Source organism: Paenibacillus uliginis N3/975, assembly GCF_900177425.1.
Lineage (GTDB): Bacteria > Bacillota > Bacilli > Paenibacillales > Paenibacillaceae > Paenibacillus_AQ > Paenibacillus_AQ uliginis.
The window spans coordinates 5,915,796-5,930,540 of the sequence record NZ_LT840184.1 but is presented as its reverse complement, the minus strand read 5'-3'; the positions used below and the strand labels follow the sequence as shown (position 1 = coordinate 5,930,540).

The following is a 14,745-nucleotide window of genomic DNA, read 5'->3' as shown; positions in this document are numbered from 1 at the left end:
TCTGTTGATTTAGACTCCAATCGCTGACCTAAGGATTAAATAACTGAGATACAGAGCAACTGTGGATGAATCTAAGTTTTTTTAATAATAACAAAGAGCGCTGCTATCCAGCAGCGCTCAACTTCGATTATTCTATACTAATTTTCTCCCCTGTTTCTGCTGATACTTCTATGGCAGTTATCAATCGATGCAAATACGAAGCATAATGAAAATTTGGGGTTTCATTTGTATTCAATAGTATGTCTTTAGCGAAGGATTGGTGTGCTCTACATACATTTGTGAAAGGCACTTCTTTATTGTCTTCCATTAGAACAGTGAAGTCACTATTTTGACTGGTGGTAATAGTTTGTGTTGAATCATATTTAGCTAACGAAACACTCAAACCGCCATATTGCGGATGTCCGATGGATTGATTTTGGTAGAGTCTGATGATCCCTCGTTCTCCTTGTATTTCCAAAAGAAATTGAGGATAAGCCCCACCTTGCAGATGGGCAACGATGGGGATGTTGTTATTAATTTTTCCATGAATCAAATACTGATCCTCTATATTTTTGTTGATCGTACTATCGTTATCCATAATACGAGCTTCCGTATAATGTGTATGGTGGTTTGCTTGAACTTCAGTAAAATGTCCGAAAATGAAAGTTATTACATCTAAAGAATGTCCACCGTTAATGGTTAATAATGTGGCTCCGTTTTTTCGATCAAGGATATAACTACCGGCTTTATCGACCCAATTTCCTTTCGCGTGTGTGGAAACTTTCATATTTATGGATAAAATGTTTCCGATTTCATCGTTATCTATCATGTCTTTAACAAGTTTTACTTCATCTGCCTGGCGTGATTGTAAACCAATGGCATGCTTGATCGTGGATTGACCCATTTCTTTCATGATGGATTCTACTTCAATTGTACCTATGGCGAGGGGCCATTCACAATAAATATGTTTATTGGCTCTAATTGTGTTCAGTACGATTTCTTTGTGGAAAGGAGCTTTTACGCTGACAATGATCATATCAACGTTCTTAGATGCAAGCATTTCTTTATAATTATCATACGCTTCGATTTCTCCAATTTGATTAGCTGATTCTTTAGCTGATTCCATGTTCGTTGTTGCAATGGCAGTAATTTGATGATGCTTGCTTTTGATTAAAGCGGGGATGTGTGTAGTACTGGCCCACCGATTTCGAATGGAACCTCCGATAATGCCCACCTTGATTTTTTTGTTTTCCATAGAGAGTTCCTCCCATATATTTGTTAATAGCAGTATAATATTTTGTGGGTATCAAAAATAATGTTTTTATTTGATGAACGTATCAAATAAATTGATATAAAGAGGATGAATCCATTTGGACATTGAAAATATGAGAGCATTTATTACCGTTGCAGAACATAAAAGTATTTCACTTGCTGCGAAAGAACTGCTTCAGCTGCAATCCAATATGACAGCAAAAATCAAAAAAATTGAAAGTGAGTTCAATACAGAACTTTTTTATAGAAAGCCAAGAGGGATGGAGCTAAATGAAAAGGGTAAAAAACTTTATGCTCAGTTCAAGAAGATTGTATTACTATGGGAAGAAACCAGAAGTTTAATGAGTGAAGAAAGCCTTTCGCTAAAGCTTGGGTTAATGGTAAGTAAAAATCCTGCAAACTTCGATGATACAATGGAAGTATTATATGAAAAATATGAAAATTTGATGGTTAGCATAAAAACAGGGAGCACACCAAAAATTGAAGAAGAGCTCGTAAACGGAATGATTGATATTGGATTTCTAGTGGGGAAGACGGACGTTAAATCGCTTCATTACAAAAAATATGGAACTGAAAAACTAGTGCTAATCGGTAAAAGCTTGGATAAGCCGCTTGATGAGATTTTGAAAAATGATAATCTAATCATTTCTTCTGAAAATTGTTATTATAAAAAAATATTTGATTTATTACTTGAGGATCGCCAGGTAATTAGATCAGATTTTGTTCAAATTGCTGCCTTGGAATCTATGATTAAGATGTGTCAACTTGGGATGGGGGTAACTTTGATTCCAGAATCGGATACGGCTGCGTTAGGAGTAAGGAATTATAAAGTGATAGATCATAGCTATTGTGAAATTGAAAAATTCATCTGTTATAGAAAGAACCATAAAATCACAGGGATTGAGCAGCAATTAATGAATATGATCGTAGATGTAAGTGGAAGGGGAGATACATTTGATTCAATACCAGAGTGAACACGTAACGGTGTTCCAGAGCGCATTATATCAGACGACCTCGACGGTAATTCAAACGAAGGAAATGGTACTCATCGTAGACCCGAACTGGCTACCGGACGAAGTAGAGGCGATCAAGCAATATGTAAATACGATCAAAGGGGAGCGGGACACTTATCTTCTCTTTACGCACGGGGATTTCGATCATATTATTGGCTATCAAGCGTTTCCTGATGCGAGAGTGATTGGAAGTAGCGGGCTGCATCATCAATCGGAGAAAGAGCAGACGCTTCAAATGATCCGAGAGTTCGATAACAAACATTATATTAGCCGGGACTATCCGATTGAATTTCCGAGGGTCGACATTGTGATTCATAAGGATGGACAGCAGCTTCGGTTAGGAGACACTACGATGACTTTCTATCTAGCTCCGGGACATACGGAAGATGGAGTAATTACCGTCATTGAACCGCTCGGGATCATGATTGCTGGAGATTATTTATCGAATTTTGAACTGCCATTTATTTATCAGAGCGCGAAGGCGTATATGCAAACGCTGGAGAAGGCGGACCGTATTTTCGCTGCTCATTCCATTCAATTGCTTGTACCAGGTCATGGGCAAACGACTGCTGATTCGTCAGAGATGAAGAGACGCTTGGATATGGCATCGGATTACTTAAACCGACTTTGTGAGGCGGTCCTTATCAACAATGAGTGCGCTCTTGATGCGCTGTATAAAGAGCACGCCTTCTTATCCGCCTTTACCACAGCCTGTCACAAGGAAAATGTAAGTATTATTAGAAGTGAATTTATGGGTGGGTAACATGTCTGTTGTATAGGAAACTATACAAATTAATGTTTTATGTTAACTTTGATGACTAACGGTAAATTCAAAACAAAGGAACCCCGGAGTACAGCATCACAGACTGATGCTGTACTCCGGGGTTCCTTTTATATCGTACGTACAATTGTTATTTTACAGCCCTTGACCCGTTACGATCCGATGAATAACCTCCAATGGAAGCTTGGGCTCACGATCATAGGTTAGCAATCCATTGATCTCCTGCTCCACGTCGGTTAGTTGTGTATAACAGAAGCCTTGAACGACTGGAGAGAGGTAAAGTGGATGAATTACAGCCTGCAGGCGCGCCTTAAAATCTTCATCATCTTCTGCGCCTGAGTATCCCCAGCCTTCCCATTCACTCTTCTTAAATTTAATTCCGCCAAACTCGGTCACTAATATCGGTTGCCCTTCATACTGTGCACCACCCACGAATAAAGGATTCATAGAAGGTGAGTATTGGACCGTGCTCTCTACTGTAGCATATCGCTCAGCCAGTACTTGCTCTCTCCATTCATAATCGTGTATGCCGACAATATCGGTCGTCATCATCTCCCAGCCATCGTTAAAAATGACCGGTCTTGTAGGATCGAGCGACTTCGTGGTGTGATACATGGCAAGACCGTGGTGTTGCTGACATGTGTCTGTTTTTGCTAGTGGAATACCCCAACTTTCATTGAGCGGTACCCAGACCACGATACTAGGGTGATTGTAGTCCCGTTCGATGATCTCCTGCCATTCATTCATAAAACGGTTAACGTACGTAGGTGTAAACTGATACGCGTTAGCCGCTTCTCCCCAAACGAGAAGTCCCATTCGGTCTGCCCAGTACAGGAAGCGAGGATCCTCTGTCTTTTGATGCTTGCGCACGCCGTTAAAACCCATAGATTTTGTCAGCTCGATATCCTTGATAAAGTCTGCATCAGTCGGAGCTGTCAATAGTCCTTCCGGAAAATACCCCTGGTCCAACACGAGCCGCATCGTATAAGGATGATTGTTCAAGCTCAACTTGCCATACTGGATAGAGACCTTACGCATGCCTAAATAGCTGGCTACTTCATCTGTCACTTGGCCATCCACAAGAAGTTGAAGAGACACATCCAGAAGATTGGGGTTCTCCGGTGTCCAATGATATTCTCCTCCACGATTGTTGTATTCATTGTTTAAGCCGATGGAGCCCCACTCTTCACGATGGTTTACACGGATCCGATGCTCTGCCATGACTTTGCCTTTAAAAGTTACCGTGAAGCAGGCTTCAACTTTAGACGCTGCTGCAAGCGAGGCTAGTCCATTCACATACAATCGATATAGAACTTCGTTGCGATCGATGTCAGGGGTAAACTTTACTTTGTCCATGTGGACGGTGTTTACAGCCTCCAGCCATACGGTCTGCCATATGCCAGTTGTACTTGTATAGAAAATGGATTCCGACTTTTCTTTCCAGTACTGCTTACCGCGCGGCAAAGCATTATCCTTGCTGTAATCCTCAGCTCTTACGGTAATGATATTATCTCCATCCTGCAGCGTATGTGTGATATTTGCGAAAAATGGAGTATGTCCTCCTTCATGTGAAACGACATGCTGTCTATTCACCCATACATCTGCCTTATAATCAACTGCACCGAAGTGCAGCAAAATCTGCTTCGAGGTCCAGTCTGCCGGTAAGGTAAAGGATTTGCGGTACCAGACCAGATCATGAATGCCTGTGTCAGTAATTCCGCTCAACTTGCTCTGGTAACAATATGGCACTTGAATCCGGCCGCTAAGTGACTGCTCCTGTGCATACAAGCGATTCGAATCACCTGTACGCTGATCGTCCATCTCAAACTCCCATTCGCCATTCAGGTTTAGCCATTGTTTACGCTCCCATTGCGGCTGTGGGTGTTCGGGTCTTAGTTGTGGTTGTTGTGAAATTGCTGAATTCATTTGTGAAACTCCTTTCATTAACTTAAAAGTTAATCATAAACAAATAAGTTCACTTTAATTTGAATTATAGCCCTTTTGTTTGTTTTGTCAATTATCAAGTTGTTTGATTAACCTTGAAGTTATATAATGGGTTTGAAAGGAGCTCTGCTATGAAAATACCAGTAAGTATCGAGCAGTTGGCTTTCTATGAATGCCTTGGCTCTGAAACACGACTTCGCATCATTGATTATTTACGGCAGGAACCGCATAACATTAAGGATCTTGCAGAGAAGCTGCAGTTCTCTTCTGCTATCATAACGAAGCATATTCAGAAGCTGGAGGAAGCAGGCATTGTTCAAACAGAAAATGTACCGGGGATCCGTGGTGTGCAGAAGCGCTGCTCCCTGAAACTTACGCAAGTAGAACTGCAGTTTCAGGAACCTCCTGTTACAGAAGAAGTATCGACCTTGGCAGCCGCCGGTGACACATGCTCGATTCCGATAGGCCAGTATGTCGATTATCAGGTCACGCCAACCTGCGGTTTGGCTTCAAGGGACAAGCTAATCGGGATCGTGGATGATCCGCGGTATTTTTCAGACCCTGAGCATGTGAAAGCAGGTCATCTCTGGTTTGCAAGCGGATATGTGGAGTACAGACTGCCAAACTATTCGGTGGCGACGGAGCAGCTATCCAGTTTATGTATTTCGTTGGAAGTATGTTCGGAGGCTCCGGGCTTTCAGGAGGACTGGCCGTCGGATATTACATTTTCGTTAAACGGGAAGGAACTGCTCACTTGGACCTGCCCAGGTGATTTTGGTGATAAAAAAGGGAGATATTCTCCCGCATGGTGGACGGAAAAATCAACGCAGTATGGTCTGCTAAAGACGTTGCTTGTCACACACGAAGGAACGTTTCTCGATGGTGTCCGCATGTCTGACTTCTCAGTACACGAGATTTCGATTGAGAGCAATCAGGATATCCGACTGCGAATTGCTTCGCTCCCCTCGGCCAGGCATCCAGGAGGTGTCAGTCTGTTCGGCCGCGGCTTCGGCAACTATGATCAGGACATTGAAGTGACGTGGGAATATCAATAGAAGACCGTCATTTTAAGTATAGTTTGTTTCATTGACAGAATCCGGTTACAGTGATATTCTCCAATCAAATGCTGGGGTAAAAGGGATCACTCTCGTGAGAGGCTCATCCTTGTGATATAAATTCATGATTACCGTTATTAGAAGCTCTTCGGATGAAGAGTTTTTTCTCGCAGAAACGGCCGCCGTCTTAATAAGGACAGCAAGCCGTTTCTGCTTGATTTAAACGAAAAGAATGTGATGACATTGAATCAGCTTCGTAGACGAATGCAAATGCAAATGAATGGTATTTTGAATAAATATTTTTCTGGGGAGTCGATGGATTACCGGCAGATTTTTGCCTTGTTTTTTCCGATTTTGATCGACCAGGCCTTTATCATCGGGTTAAATCTAGTGAATACGGCCATGATCAGTTCGTCAGGGGTGGCGGCGGTCAGTGCGGTGAATATGGTCGATTCACTGAACATTTTTCTGATTAATGTGTTTGTGGCTGTAGCGACCGGGGGGACGGTTGTGGTGGCTCAGTATAAAGGAAGCGGCAATGACTTGATGGTGTCCCGGGCTTCTGCTAGCACCGTAACCTCGGTTGCCCTGATCGCCTTGGGAATTGGTCTCCTGATCATGGGGATGCACAACCCGGTGCTTAATATTTTGTTTGGCTCGGCCTCGTCAGATGTGTTGGACAGTGCCAGGATTTATCTGATCGGGAGCAGTGCTTCCTTTGTGGGCATAGCGGTTGTTCAAGCGGTTTGCGGTGCACTCCGAGGGATCGGAAAGACCCGGGCATCGCTGGCCCTTTCGTTGATTATGAACGTACTGTACGTTTTGCTGAACATCGTTTTTATCAATTTTCTGAATATGGGTGTAATGGGGATGACACTCGCCGTGAACATCGCCCGTTATGCGGGGGCTGTCTGCGCCCTATATTATTTGTTCAAAGTGGATGCTACACTGCATCTACGCGTTCGCGATCTGTTTCACATTCCGCTCTCCATGCTCCGTAAAATTATGTTCATCGGCCTTCCGTTTGCTGCGGAACAGATGTTTTTTAACGGGGGGAAATTATTAACTCAGGTGTTCATCGTCGGTTTGGGTACGTATGCCATTGCAACCAATGCCATCGGATCTTCTCTCGCCGGTGTGTTTCAGATCCCCGCCAGTGCCTTATCTCTAACCGTTGTAACGGTTGTCGGCCAATGCATCGGACGAGGGAATATTGCGGACGCCCGAAAGTTCATCAAATCCTTTCTCGTGCTGGGATCCTGCTCCCTGGCGCTGGCCGGTTTGATTCTAATGCCGTTCTTCCGTCCGTTGGTAGGTTTATTCGATCCTCCCGCTGAGATTGTAGATGATATCTTCTGGCTCCTCTTGATCAATGCCATTGTGCAGGTACCGCTGTGGTCCATTAGCTTTATTCTACCTTCAGCGCTCCGAGCGGCAGGCGACTCGCGATTCACCTCGATCACCTCGATGCTGACAATGTGGCTGTTCCGGGTCGTGCTTGGATATATTCTGGGCATCGTTCTTGGCATTGGCATTCTTGGGGTCTGGCTGGCGATGAACTGTGAATGGGGCGTGCGCGGCGCGATCTTCCTGTGGCGTTTCCGCGGGAAGAAGTGGTATGCGCATAAGCTCATTTAAGTGTTTTTTTTTAAAAAGAACAAACTTGGGTAGGCCCAACAATGGTATAGAAGCTAATCATGTGAAAGAGCACTCGTAAGAGCACCGATCAAGGTGCTCTTTTTCTTTACGTGTTTAAGGCAGGGTTAGTATTCATAGTCCCTATCTCCTGATGTCACATGACAAGAATGATGACAACGCTCACTATTTGTCGAAATGGCATTACATTATGATTAGGATATATTGTTAGATGATGCGGTCATCATCTGCATGTTCCAATGTATAATAGTATTAATTTGTTAGTTATGATCTTAAAACGTTCTGTCTACCTATTTGGAGCTAGGGAGTGCGATATATGTTTGAGATGCCAGGGTACCGAACATTGGGCGTAATAGGTAATAGCGGTGACATAAAGCTGTACAGATTGATGCGTTACGAGGACGGACGAATGGTTATAGCCAAAACGACATGTGAGGAATACCCGGGACCTGTCATGGTTGACGCCTTTCGATACGAGTATGACATGCTAAGAAAGTTGGGCGGCAGAGGAGCAGTTGAAGTTTACAGCCTGGAGATCATGGCGGATCGGCCTGTTCTGCTCTTACAAGATATGGAGGGAAGCACTCTCGATCGGGTATTGCGTTCACATGCAAATACGTTAGATCTTTCTGCCCGGTTCCGTATCGCTGCATCTGCTGCCGATTGCCTTATGCAATTACATCGTGACAACATAACGCTAAATGAATTAACCCCCTCTCAACTGATGGTCAATCCCGCCACTTATGAAGTGAAGCTGATTGATATCCGCATGTGTTCAACAGATCAGAGCAAGAGTCCATTGTCGCTGTCCATGGATCGACCGGATGCTGTGCTTTCTTACATATCCCCAGAGCAGACGGGAAGAACAGGTGTGACACCTGATTACCGCTCTGATTTTTATTCATTTGGAGTCATTCTTTATGAATGTTTGTCAGGGAGGCTGCCTTTCGAGCTTCAGGACGTAGTAGACATTGTCTACCGTCATCTTGCCGGTACGCCGGAGCCTCTGCATGAAAGATTTTCTTCAATACCTCAACCCGTCTCCGACATCGTCAGCAAATGTATGGAAAAAATGCCGGAAGCGAGGTATGCCAGTGCGTTTGGGATCAAGACGGATCTCGAGGAATGTGTGGCGAGGCTTCAAGCCTCGGGGCAAGTCGAGTCCTTTGTGCTGGCAAGCCATGATATTCCGGAGCGCTGGATTGTGCCGGTCCAGTTTTATGGAAGACAGTCCGAACAGCGAAGTTTGCGAAAAGCGCTGCAGCGAGCTTCGGACAGAACTGTGGAGACGGTCTGGGTTAGCGGAAACGGTGGAATCGGGAAGACATCCTTCATTAAGGAAACTTTTCGAAAAGTGGTTCCATTTGAAGGATTTTTTGCTATGGGCAAGTTTGACCCCCATCATACTGCACGTCCATATGACATATGGAATCAAGTGATCGATACATTGGTCAGCCAACTGCTGATGGAGACTAAACTGCAGGTTGAAGTCTGGAAGCTGCGAATTTTAAAAGCATTGGATGGTTATGGGGCTCTGTTGATCGAACTAGTTCCCAGGTTGCAATTGCTTATTGGCCAGCAGCCTTCTGTCCAGCCGCTGCCCCCGCTAGAAGCTAAGGAACGGTTTCATCAGATTATGAACCGGTTTATTCAATTGTTTTTTCATCAAGATCGACCATTTGTGTTGTTTTTCGACAATGTTCAGTGGGCGGATGAAGCATCGCTGCAATATCTTTCTTTTCTGTTGGAGGACAGGGTAACGAAGCATTTACTGGTAGCCCTGGCTTATCGAGATGATCGGGAGATTACGGAGCTGCATCCGATTAGTATTTTGGAGAAAAAGCTTGTAGAGCGCAACATAGCGATAAATAGAATACCGCTGAGGGCTCTTGATCTCGCCGATCTGAAGCAATGGTTAAGTGATGCTATGCGATACGAAGCTGTTAATACGGATGAACTGGCTAAAGTGTTGTTTCATAAGACGGATGGAAATCCATTTTTCCTAAAACAATTCCTTCAGGATTTGATCGATGATAAGCAAATAACCTTTGACGAGTCAGGCAGATGCTGGAGGTGGAATATACAGCTGATAAAGGAAATGAACGTACCGGATAATGCAGCTGCGTACTTGTCGGATAAAATGCGGCTTTTATCGTACCAGATGGTGTTTGTACTGGGAAGGGCTGCATTTTTGGGCAGTCGATTTCAGCTAGGCACACTCTCCAGCATTACTGATCTGCCTGTAGAGGAGCTTATGGAAGTACTGGATAGTGCTGTGGAGGAGCGTTTGTTGCAGCAAGTTAGCAGTAGTGATGCTAAGTCGTACAAATTTCAACATGTCCGCATTCATCAGGCCGCATATGCTCTTGTTTCGGAGGACGAGCAGCCCGATCTGCATCTGAAGATTGGTTTACTGCTGATGGATCGAATGGAAATCAGCGATGACGTGACCGTATTCGAAGTCGCTAATCATTTGAATCAGGCTGTGCAGCGGATGGAATGTTTCGAGCAGTGTCAGGACTTGGCGAAACTTAACCTGCAGGCGGGCTTAAAGGCGAAGCAATCAACGGCTTACGAGACATCACTCGGATATTTGCGTCATGCGACAGCACTGCTAAAGGAAGATCATTGGGATCAGAACTACGAGCTCTTCTTTCAAATTTTTCGGGAGAGGGCGGAGTTGGAATATTTATGCGCCCATTTTGAATAGCTAATGATTTGTTTCAGTTGCTGTTTAGCAAAGCGTCGACAAATATGGATAAGGCACGCGTCTACGTGATGAAGATCCAACTGGAAGCGAGCAACGATAACTATGAAGAGGTCATTTCCTTAGGCCGTAATACATTGAAATTGTTGAATTTGAATCATAATTTTAATCCAAACTCTTTACAATTGACTTTTCAATGGTTACGGCTGAGCCGAAAACTCCGGAAGCACCCCATCGATTCGCTCAGATATCTGCCTCCTATGACCGATGAAGTGCGCAAAGTGGCCATGTCCGTATTGGTCTATACGAGCAATGCCTGTTTTTTTGTGAACCGAAAGGGCTGGCTCGCCTCCAATTTCACGATGCTCGAATTGACGCTGGATTATGGTATAACTCCAGAGGCTTCAATCGGGTTTATAGGCTATGCGATGTTTCTGTATTATCACTTCCGTAATGATGATGAGACATTCAAATGGGGTATGCTGGCTTGTAGCTTATCGAAACCGTACCCGACATTTCATGCGATGGCACTGACCTCATTCTCACTCTGTTACAACAGCTGGCGACGTTTTGATCCGGGTATGCTTAACACGTTCACCGAGTATGTCGGCCAAATGGGTCTGGAATCCGGAGATCTGTGGCAGGGGAATCAGAGTGTGTTGATCAATTGTGCTTCACTTCTGCAGTACGGTCATCCACTCGGAGATATTTATGATCGGTTGATTTCCCATTCTGGTGATTTTTTACGACATAATAACAGTCTTCATTGTAAGCAAACTACCATATTTGTTGCGCTCCTGGTTCGATTAACGGGTAATCGCTCACCTAATGATCCATTTGAAATAGAGAATGTTAGAGGATCGGAGTTTGTCGAATCGGTTCATGGGGACTCGTTTCATATGATCGAAGAGCTGGTTTGCATTTATCAGTATTTACCCGGCTATTTATTCGGTCAATATCGGGAAGCGAATGAGGCATTGATCAAATCGGGTGCTATATTGGAGTCGCGTCAAGACCACGTTGACTATACTCTTCAATATTTTTACGAATCATTGGTCTGGGCCCAGCTATACGATGAGGCTTCACCCCGGGAACAACGTGTATATTGGACGAATATGCGAATACGTCTGAAGAAAATGAAGCAATTGGCCCTTCGTTGCCCGGAAAATTATCAACATAAATATTTGCTGATCAAAGCAGAAATGGCCCGGCTGTCACGTAAGAATCGTCAGGCTGAAGAGCTGTATGAGCAATCCATTGAGGCTGCCCGTCTGTACGGTCATATTCACGATTTGGCGATGACGGCTGAGTGCTACGGCAGACACGGTCTTCATCAGGGAAAGCTGCATCTTGCGGAGATTTACATGACCGAAGCGCATGAAGCCTATTTGCAATGGGGAGCGCTGGTAAAAGCAGCTGATCTGGAGCAAAAATATCCTCATCTTCTAAACGTCAAGCGAGAGTCCGGATTGGAGAGCGTCGATTCCTTATCTGTTGTCATGTCTGCGCAAGCTTTATCAGGCGAGATGGAGATGAGCCGATTACTGGTTACGCTGATGCGTATTATGCTCCACAATGCTGGAGCAGATTATGGAGCGGTCATTATCGACCATGAAGGCAGATGGAATATTGAAGCTTATGGTACGGTGGAGAGGATTCACATCGAGTCCGTTCCTCTTGGGGAAGAGTCGGACGTTGTTCCGGCAGCCATTATCGGATATGCGGCGAGAACGCAAGAGGAGATCGTGCTGCATCATGCGGCCAGCCAAGGGATGTTTGTGCGTAATTCATATGTTAGGGAAAAAGGGCTGAAATCAGTTCTCTGCCTCCCCGTTATGAATCAGAACAACTTAATTTGTTTGCTCTATTTGGAGAACAAGCTGTCACCCGGCATATTTACCCCGCAACGGCTGGATGTGCTTAAGCTGCTTGGCTCACAATGCGCTATCTCGATCGCAAATGCCAAGCTTTACTCGGGCATTCAATATCTTAAGAAAAATTTGGAGATTCAGGTCGAGGAGAGAACCCGTAGTCTGGAGAGATCCATGCGCGAGGCGTCTGCAGCTCTGGCGGAGATTTCTGTTTATGAGGAACGGAATCGAATTGCTCAGGAAATACATGATATTGTCGGACATACACTTACATCCACGATTTTACAGATTGAAGCTGGAAAGCGGCTGCTCTATAAGGATATGGAGAGCGGTGTTCAGCGGCTGAATGAGGCACAAGATCTTGTCCGGCGCAGCCTGAATGAAATCCGGGGCTCTGTTCATATGTTAAGAGAGGACAAGTATGCAGATCTATCCATCATGTTGAATCAACTGATTCGAGAGACGGAACGAAATGCGGGAGTTGTCATCCATACGGCTGTTTATGAACTGCCTGAGTTGATGTCGACAGCCCATAAAAAGGCGATCTATCATGCACTTCAGGAAGGTCTGACCAATGGGATCAGGCATGGCAGAAGTACAGAGTTTCGCTTTAGTCTGGAGCCTGTCGGAGAATATTTGCAATTTAGGCTCGAAGATTGCGGAATAGGCACAAGTAACATTGTGATGGGATTTGGATTGAAAGCGATGAAAGAACGTGTTGAACAGCTGGGAGGCAGCTTATCTATCGATTCCCGGCCTAACCAAGGCTGTCTGCTAAGGATTGATCTGCCGTACCAAATGCGCTGGATTGGGGATAGAGTATGAGAAAGATAAGGATGGTCATTGCCGATGATCAACTGCTGACAAGAGAGGGACTCCGAACCATTTTGGACTTGGAAGATGATATGGAAGTCATTGGCGCAGCAAAAAACGGTGAAGAGGCTTGCGAGATGGTAGAGGCGCTCCATCCTGATCTGGTACTGCTCGATATTCAAATGCCTGTCATGGACGGAATTAGTGCGTTGAAGCGAATAAAGCGGAGCAGCCCGGAGACGTTTATTCTGATCCTGACCACTTTTATAGAGACTGATTATATCGTTGAAGGTATGGCACACGGAGCAAGCGGCTATATGCTTAAAGATATGGATGCGGATAAAATGATTGCTTCGATTCGCGATACAGTATCAGGGCAATTCATTCTGCCTGCTTCCGTTGCAGCCAAATTAGCAGCGAGAATGAACCGACTGGCGGAGGATTATGAATACCTGCAGCGAAGCGGAGCGGGTCACATCAAGCTGACCGAACGCGAAGAAGAGTTGGCACGGCTCATTATCAAGGGATTGAATAATCGTGAAATTGCCGATACGCTGCATATCGCCGAGGGTACAGCTCGCAACTATATCAGCAATCTCTATAGTAAATTGGAGGTGGTTGACCGGGCGCAGGCGATTATTCGGCTTCAAGCTTTTATGTAAATTTTATGGAAGCCGATCTAGCCGGAAATATAATTAATTTACTTTATAGAATATAAGACGGACACCAATTGGTGTCCGTTTTTAGTAATGTATTAATAGAGGGCTACTCTACTCCTCCGCACTGATTCAGCCCCACATGCCAATAAGGATGATGCCGCAGGTGATGATGATGGAACAGACAATCCGTTTCAAGCCCTGTTGCTCTTTCAGGACCAGGATACCGAGGAACGTGGCAAATACCGTTCCTGTTTCCCGCAAGGGGCTAATATGAGCCATTGGTGCTTGCTGCATGGCAAAGAGGAACAGCAGATAGGAGCCCGGATTCAGAATAGCTCCAAGCAAAATCGTAGAACGGTTAACTTGCCACTCCTTCCGCAGTGCCTTGGATCTGAGAACCTGTGGAGTCAGGCCAGCCACAAAACCGATATTTGTCACTTCCAGCAGTGCCAAGGGTGAAATATGCTGAAGGTTCAATTTATCAACGAATACATAACTGGTGGTGACAAGTCCGACACTCAGCGCCATGAGAACAGGTTTTAAGCTTTGCATCGGGGCCCCTGGGTGTTTGCGACGAGATCCTACTCCGCTAAGGATAATGAAGCCGCTGAGCATAAAGAGAATCCCGATCCAACCAAACAAAGACAGCGATTCTCGGAGAAAGATCACCCCGATGATCGGCACGAGCAGTGTGCTGGTCCCCCGCATAATCGGATAGATCTGCGATAAATCGCCAAGCTCATACGTCTGGGACAATAGCCAGGAGTAGACGGCTTGCAGGATAACAGACAGTAGCAGCAGAGCGTACGCACCCCCAGATAGGGGATTGTGCCACAACTCCGTAATTAAGGTCGGCAGGAGCAGAACAGTGCACAGCATCATGATTGACCATAGAAAAACGCTTTTGTTAAGACTTCTTTTGGTGAATAGGCTCCAGACGGCGTGGGCCATACCGGAGGCAATAACGAGCAATATAGGTAATAGCATTAGGCCTT

10 protein-coding genes are annotated in these 14,745 nt (G+C 44.9%); 7 read left to right on the top strand and 3 right to left on the bottom strand.

Annotation, left to right across the window (positions count from 1 at the left end; all coding sequences use genetic code 11):
- Positions 1-127: 127 nt before the first annotated feature.
- A complete protein-coding gene (locus tag B9N86_RS27575; protein WP_208916239.1) occupies positions 128-1,234 on the bottom strand; it encodes a Gfo/Idh/MocA family protein in 1,107 nt (368 codons plus the stop codon).
- Between the two features lie 115 nt (positions 1,235-1,349).
- Here B9N86_RS27575 and B9N86_RS27570 point away from each other — a divergent pair, with 115 nt between their 5' ends.
- Both B9N86_RS27570 and B9N86_RS27565 read left to right on the top strand, forming a co-directional pair.
- Positions 1,350-2,225, top strand: a complete 876-nt coding sequence (locus B9N86_RS27570) for a LysR family transcriptional regulator (RefSeq protein WP_208916238.1) — start codon at positions 1,350-1,352, stop codon at positions 2,223-2,225.
- A complete protein-coding gene (locus tag B9N86_RS27565) occupies positions 2,206-3,027 on the top strand; it encodes an MBL fold metallo-hydrolase (RefSeq protein WP_208916237.1) in 822 nt (273 codons plus the stop codon). The genes B9N86_RS27570 and B9N86_RS27565 overlap by 20 nt, the downstream gene beginning before the upstream one ends.
- Before the next feature lie 153 nt (positions 3,028-3,180).
- On the opposite strand, the gene B9N86_RS27560 is transcribed toward B9N86_RS27565, so the two are convergent.
- Positions 3,181-4,971, bottom strand: a complete 1,791-nt coding sequence (locus B9N86_RS27560; protein ID WP_208916236.1) for a glycoside hydrolase family 2 protein — start codon at positions 4,969-4,971, stop codon at positions 3,181-3,183.
- Between the two features lie 149 nt (positions 4,972-5,120).
- Between B9N86_RS27560 and B9N86_RS27555 the strand changes: the two genes are divergently transcribed.
- The 5 genes from B9N86_RS27555 (at position 5,121) to B9N86_RS27540 (ending at position 13,753) form a co-directional block, all read left to right on the top strand.
- Positions 5,121-6,044 carry an ArsR/SmtB family transcription factor gene (locus B9N86_RS27555; RefSeq protein ID WP_208916235.1) on the top strand — a complete coding sequence of 308 codons (924 nt, stop codon included), beginning with the start codon at positions 5,121-5,123 and terminating at the stop codon, positions 6,042-6,044.
- Positions 6,045-6,281: 237 nt separating this feature from the next.
- On the top strand, positions 6,282-7,682 hold the full coding sequence (locus B9N86_RS27550; protein WP_244563177.1) for an MATE family efflux transporter: 1,401 nt from the start codon (positions 6,282-6,284) through the stop codon (positions 7,680-7,682).
- A 334-nt stretch (positions 7,683-8,016) separates the two neighbouring features.
- Positions 8,017-10,410: an ATP-binding protein gene (locus B9N86_RS30520; protein ID WP_244562870.1), complete on the top strand. Its 2,394-nt coding sequence runs from the start codon at positions 8,017-8,019 to the stop codon at positions 10,408-10,410.
- Between the two features lie 44 nt (positions 10,411-10,454).
- The gene (locus tag B9N86_RS30515) at positions 10,455-13,103 is read left to right on the top strand and encodes a GAF domain-containing sensor histidine kinase (protein ID WP_244562869.1); all 2,649 of its coding nucleotides are present in this window, start codon (positions 10,455-10,457) and stop codon (positions 13,101-13,103) included.
- Positions 13,100-13,753 carry a response regulator gene (locus tag B9N86_RS27540; RefSeq protein WP_208916234.1) on the top strand — a complete coding sequence of 218 codons (654 nt, stop codon included), beginning with the start codon at positions 13,100-13,102 and terminating at the stop codon, positions 13,751-13,753. The genes B9N86_RS30515 and B9N86_RS27540 overlap by 4 nt, the downstream gene beginning before the upstream one ends.
- Before the next feature lie 126 nt (positions 13,754-13,879).
- On the opposite strand, the gene B9N86_RS27535 is transcribed toward B9N86_RS27540, so the two are convergent.
- Entirely contained in the window at positions 13,880-14,737 is an 858-nt protein-coding gene (locus B9N86_RS27535; RefSeq protein ID WP_208916233.1) for an EamA family transporter, read from the bottom strand.
- Positions 14,738-14,745: the final 8 nt, after the last annotated feature.

What these genes read in the sequence shown, in the direction of transcription:
- B9N86_RS27560 (WP_208916236.1), bottom strand. Translation starts at nt 4,971, where the DNA reads ATGAATTCAGCAATTTCACAACAACCACAACTAAGACCCGAACACCCA.
- B9N86_RS27535 (WP_208916233.1), bottom strand. Translation starts at nt 14,737, where the DNA reads ATGCTATTACCTATATTGCTCGTTATTGCCTCCGGTATGGCCCACGCC.
- B9N86_RS27555 (WP_208916235.1), top strand. Translation starts at nt 5,121, where the DNA reads ATGAAAATACCAGTAAGTATCGAGCAGTTGGCTTTCTATGAATGCCTT.
- B9N86_RS27540 (WP_208916234.1), top strand. Translation starts at nt 13,100, where the DNA reads ATGAGAAAGATAAGGATGGTCATTGCCGATGATCAACTGCTGACAAGA.
- B9N86_RS30515 (WP_244562869.1), top strand. Translation starts at nt 10,455, where the DNA reads ATGGATAAGGCACGCGTCTACGTGATGAAGATCCAACTGGAAGCGAGC.
- B9N86_RS27550 (WP_244563177.1), top strand. Translation starts at nt 6,282, where the DNA reads ATGACATTGAATCAGCTTCGTAGACGAATGCAAATGCAAATGAATGGT.
- B9N86_RS30520 (WP_244562870.1), top strand. Translation starts at nt 8,017, where the DNA reads ATGTTTGAGATGCCAGGGTACCGAACATTGGGCGTAATAGGTAATAGC.
- B9N86_RS27575 (WP_208916239.1), bottom strand. Translation starts at nt 1,234, where the DNA reads ATGGAAAACAAAAAAATCAAGGTGGGCATTATCGGAGGTTCCATTCGA.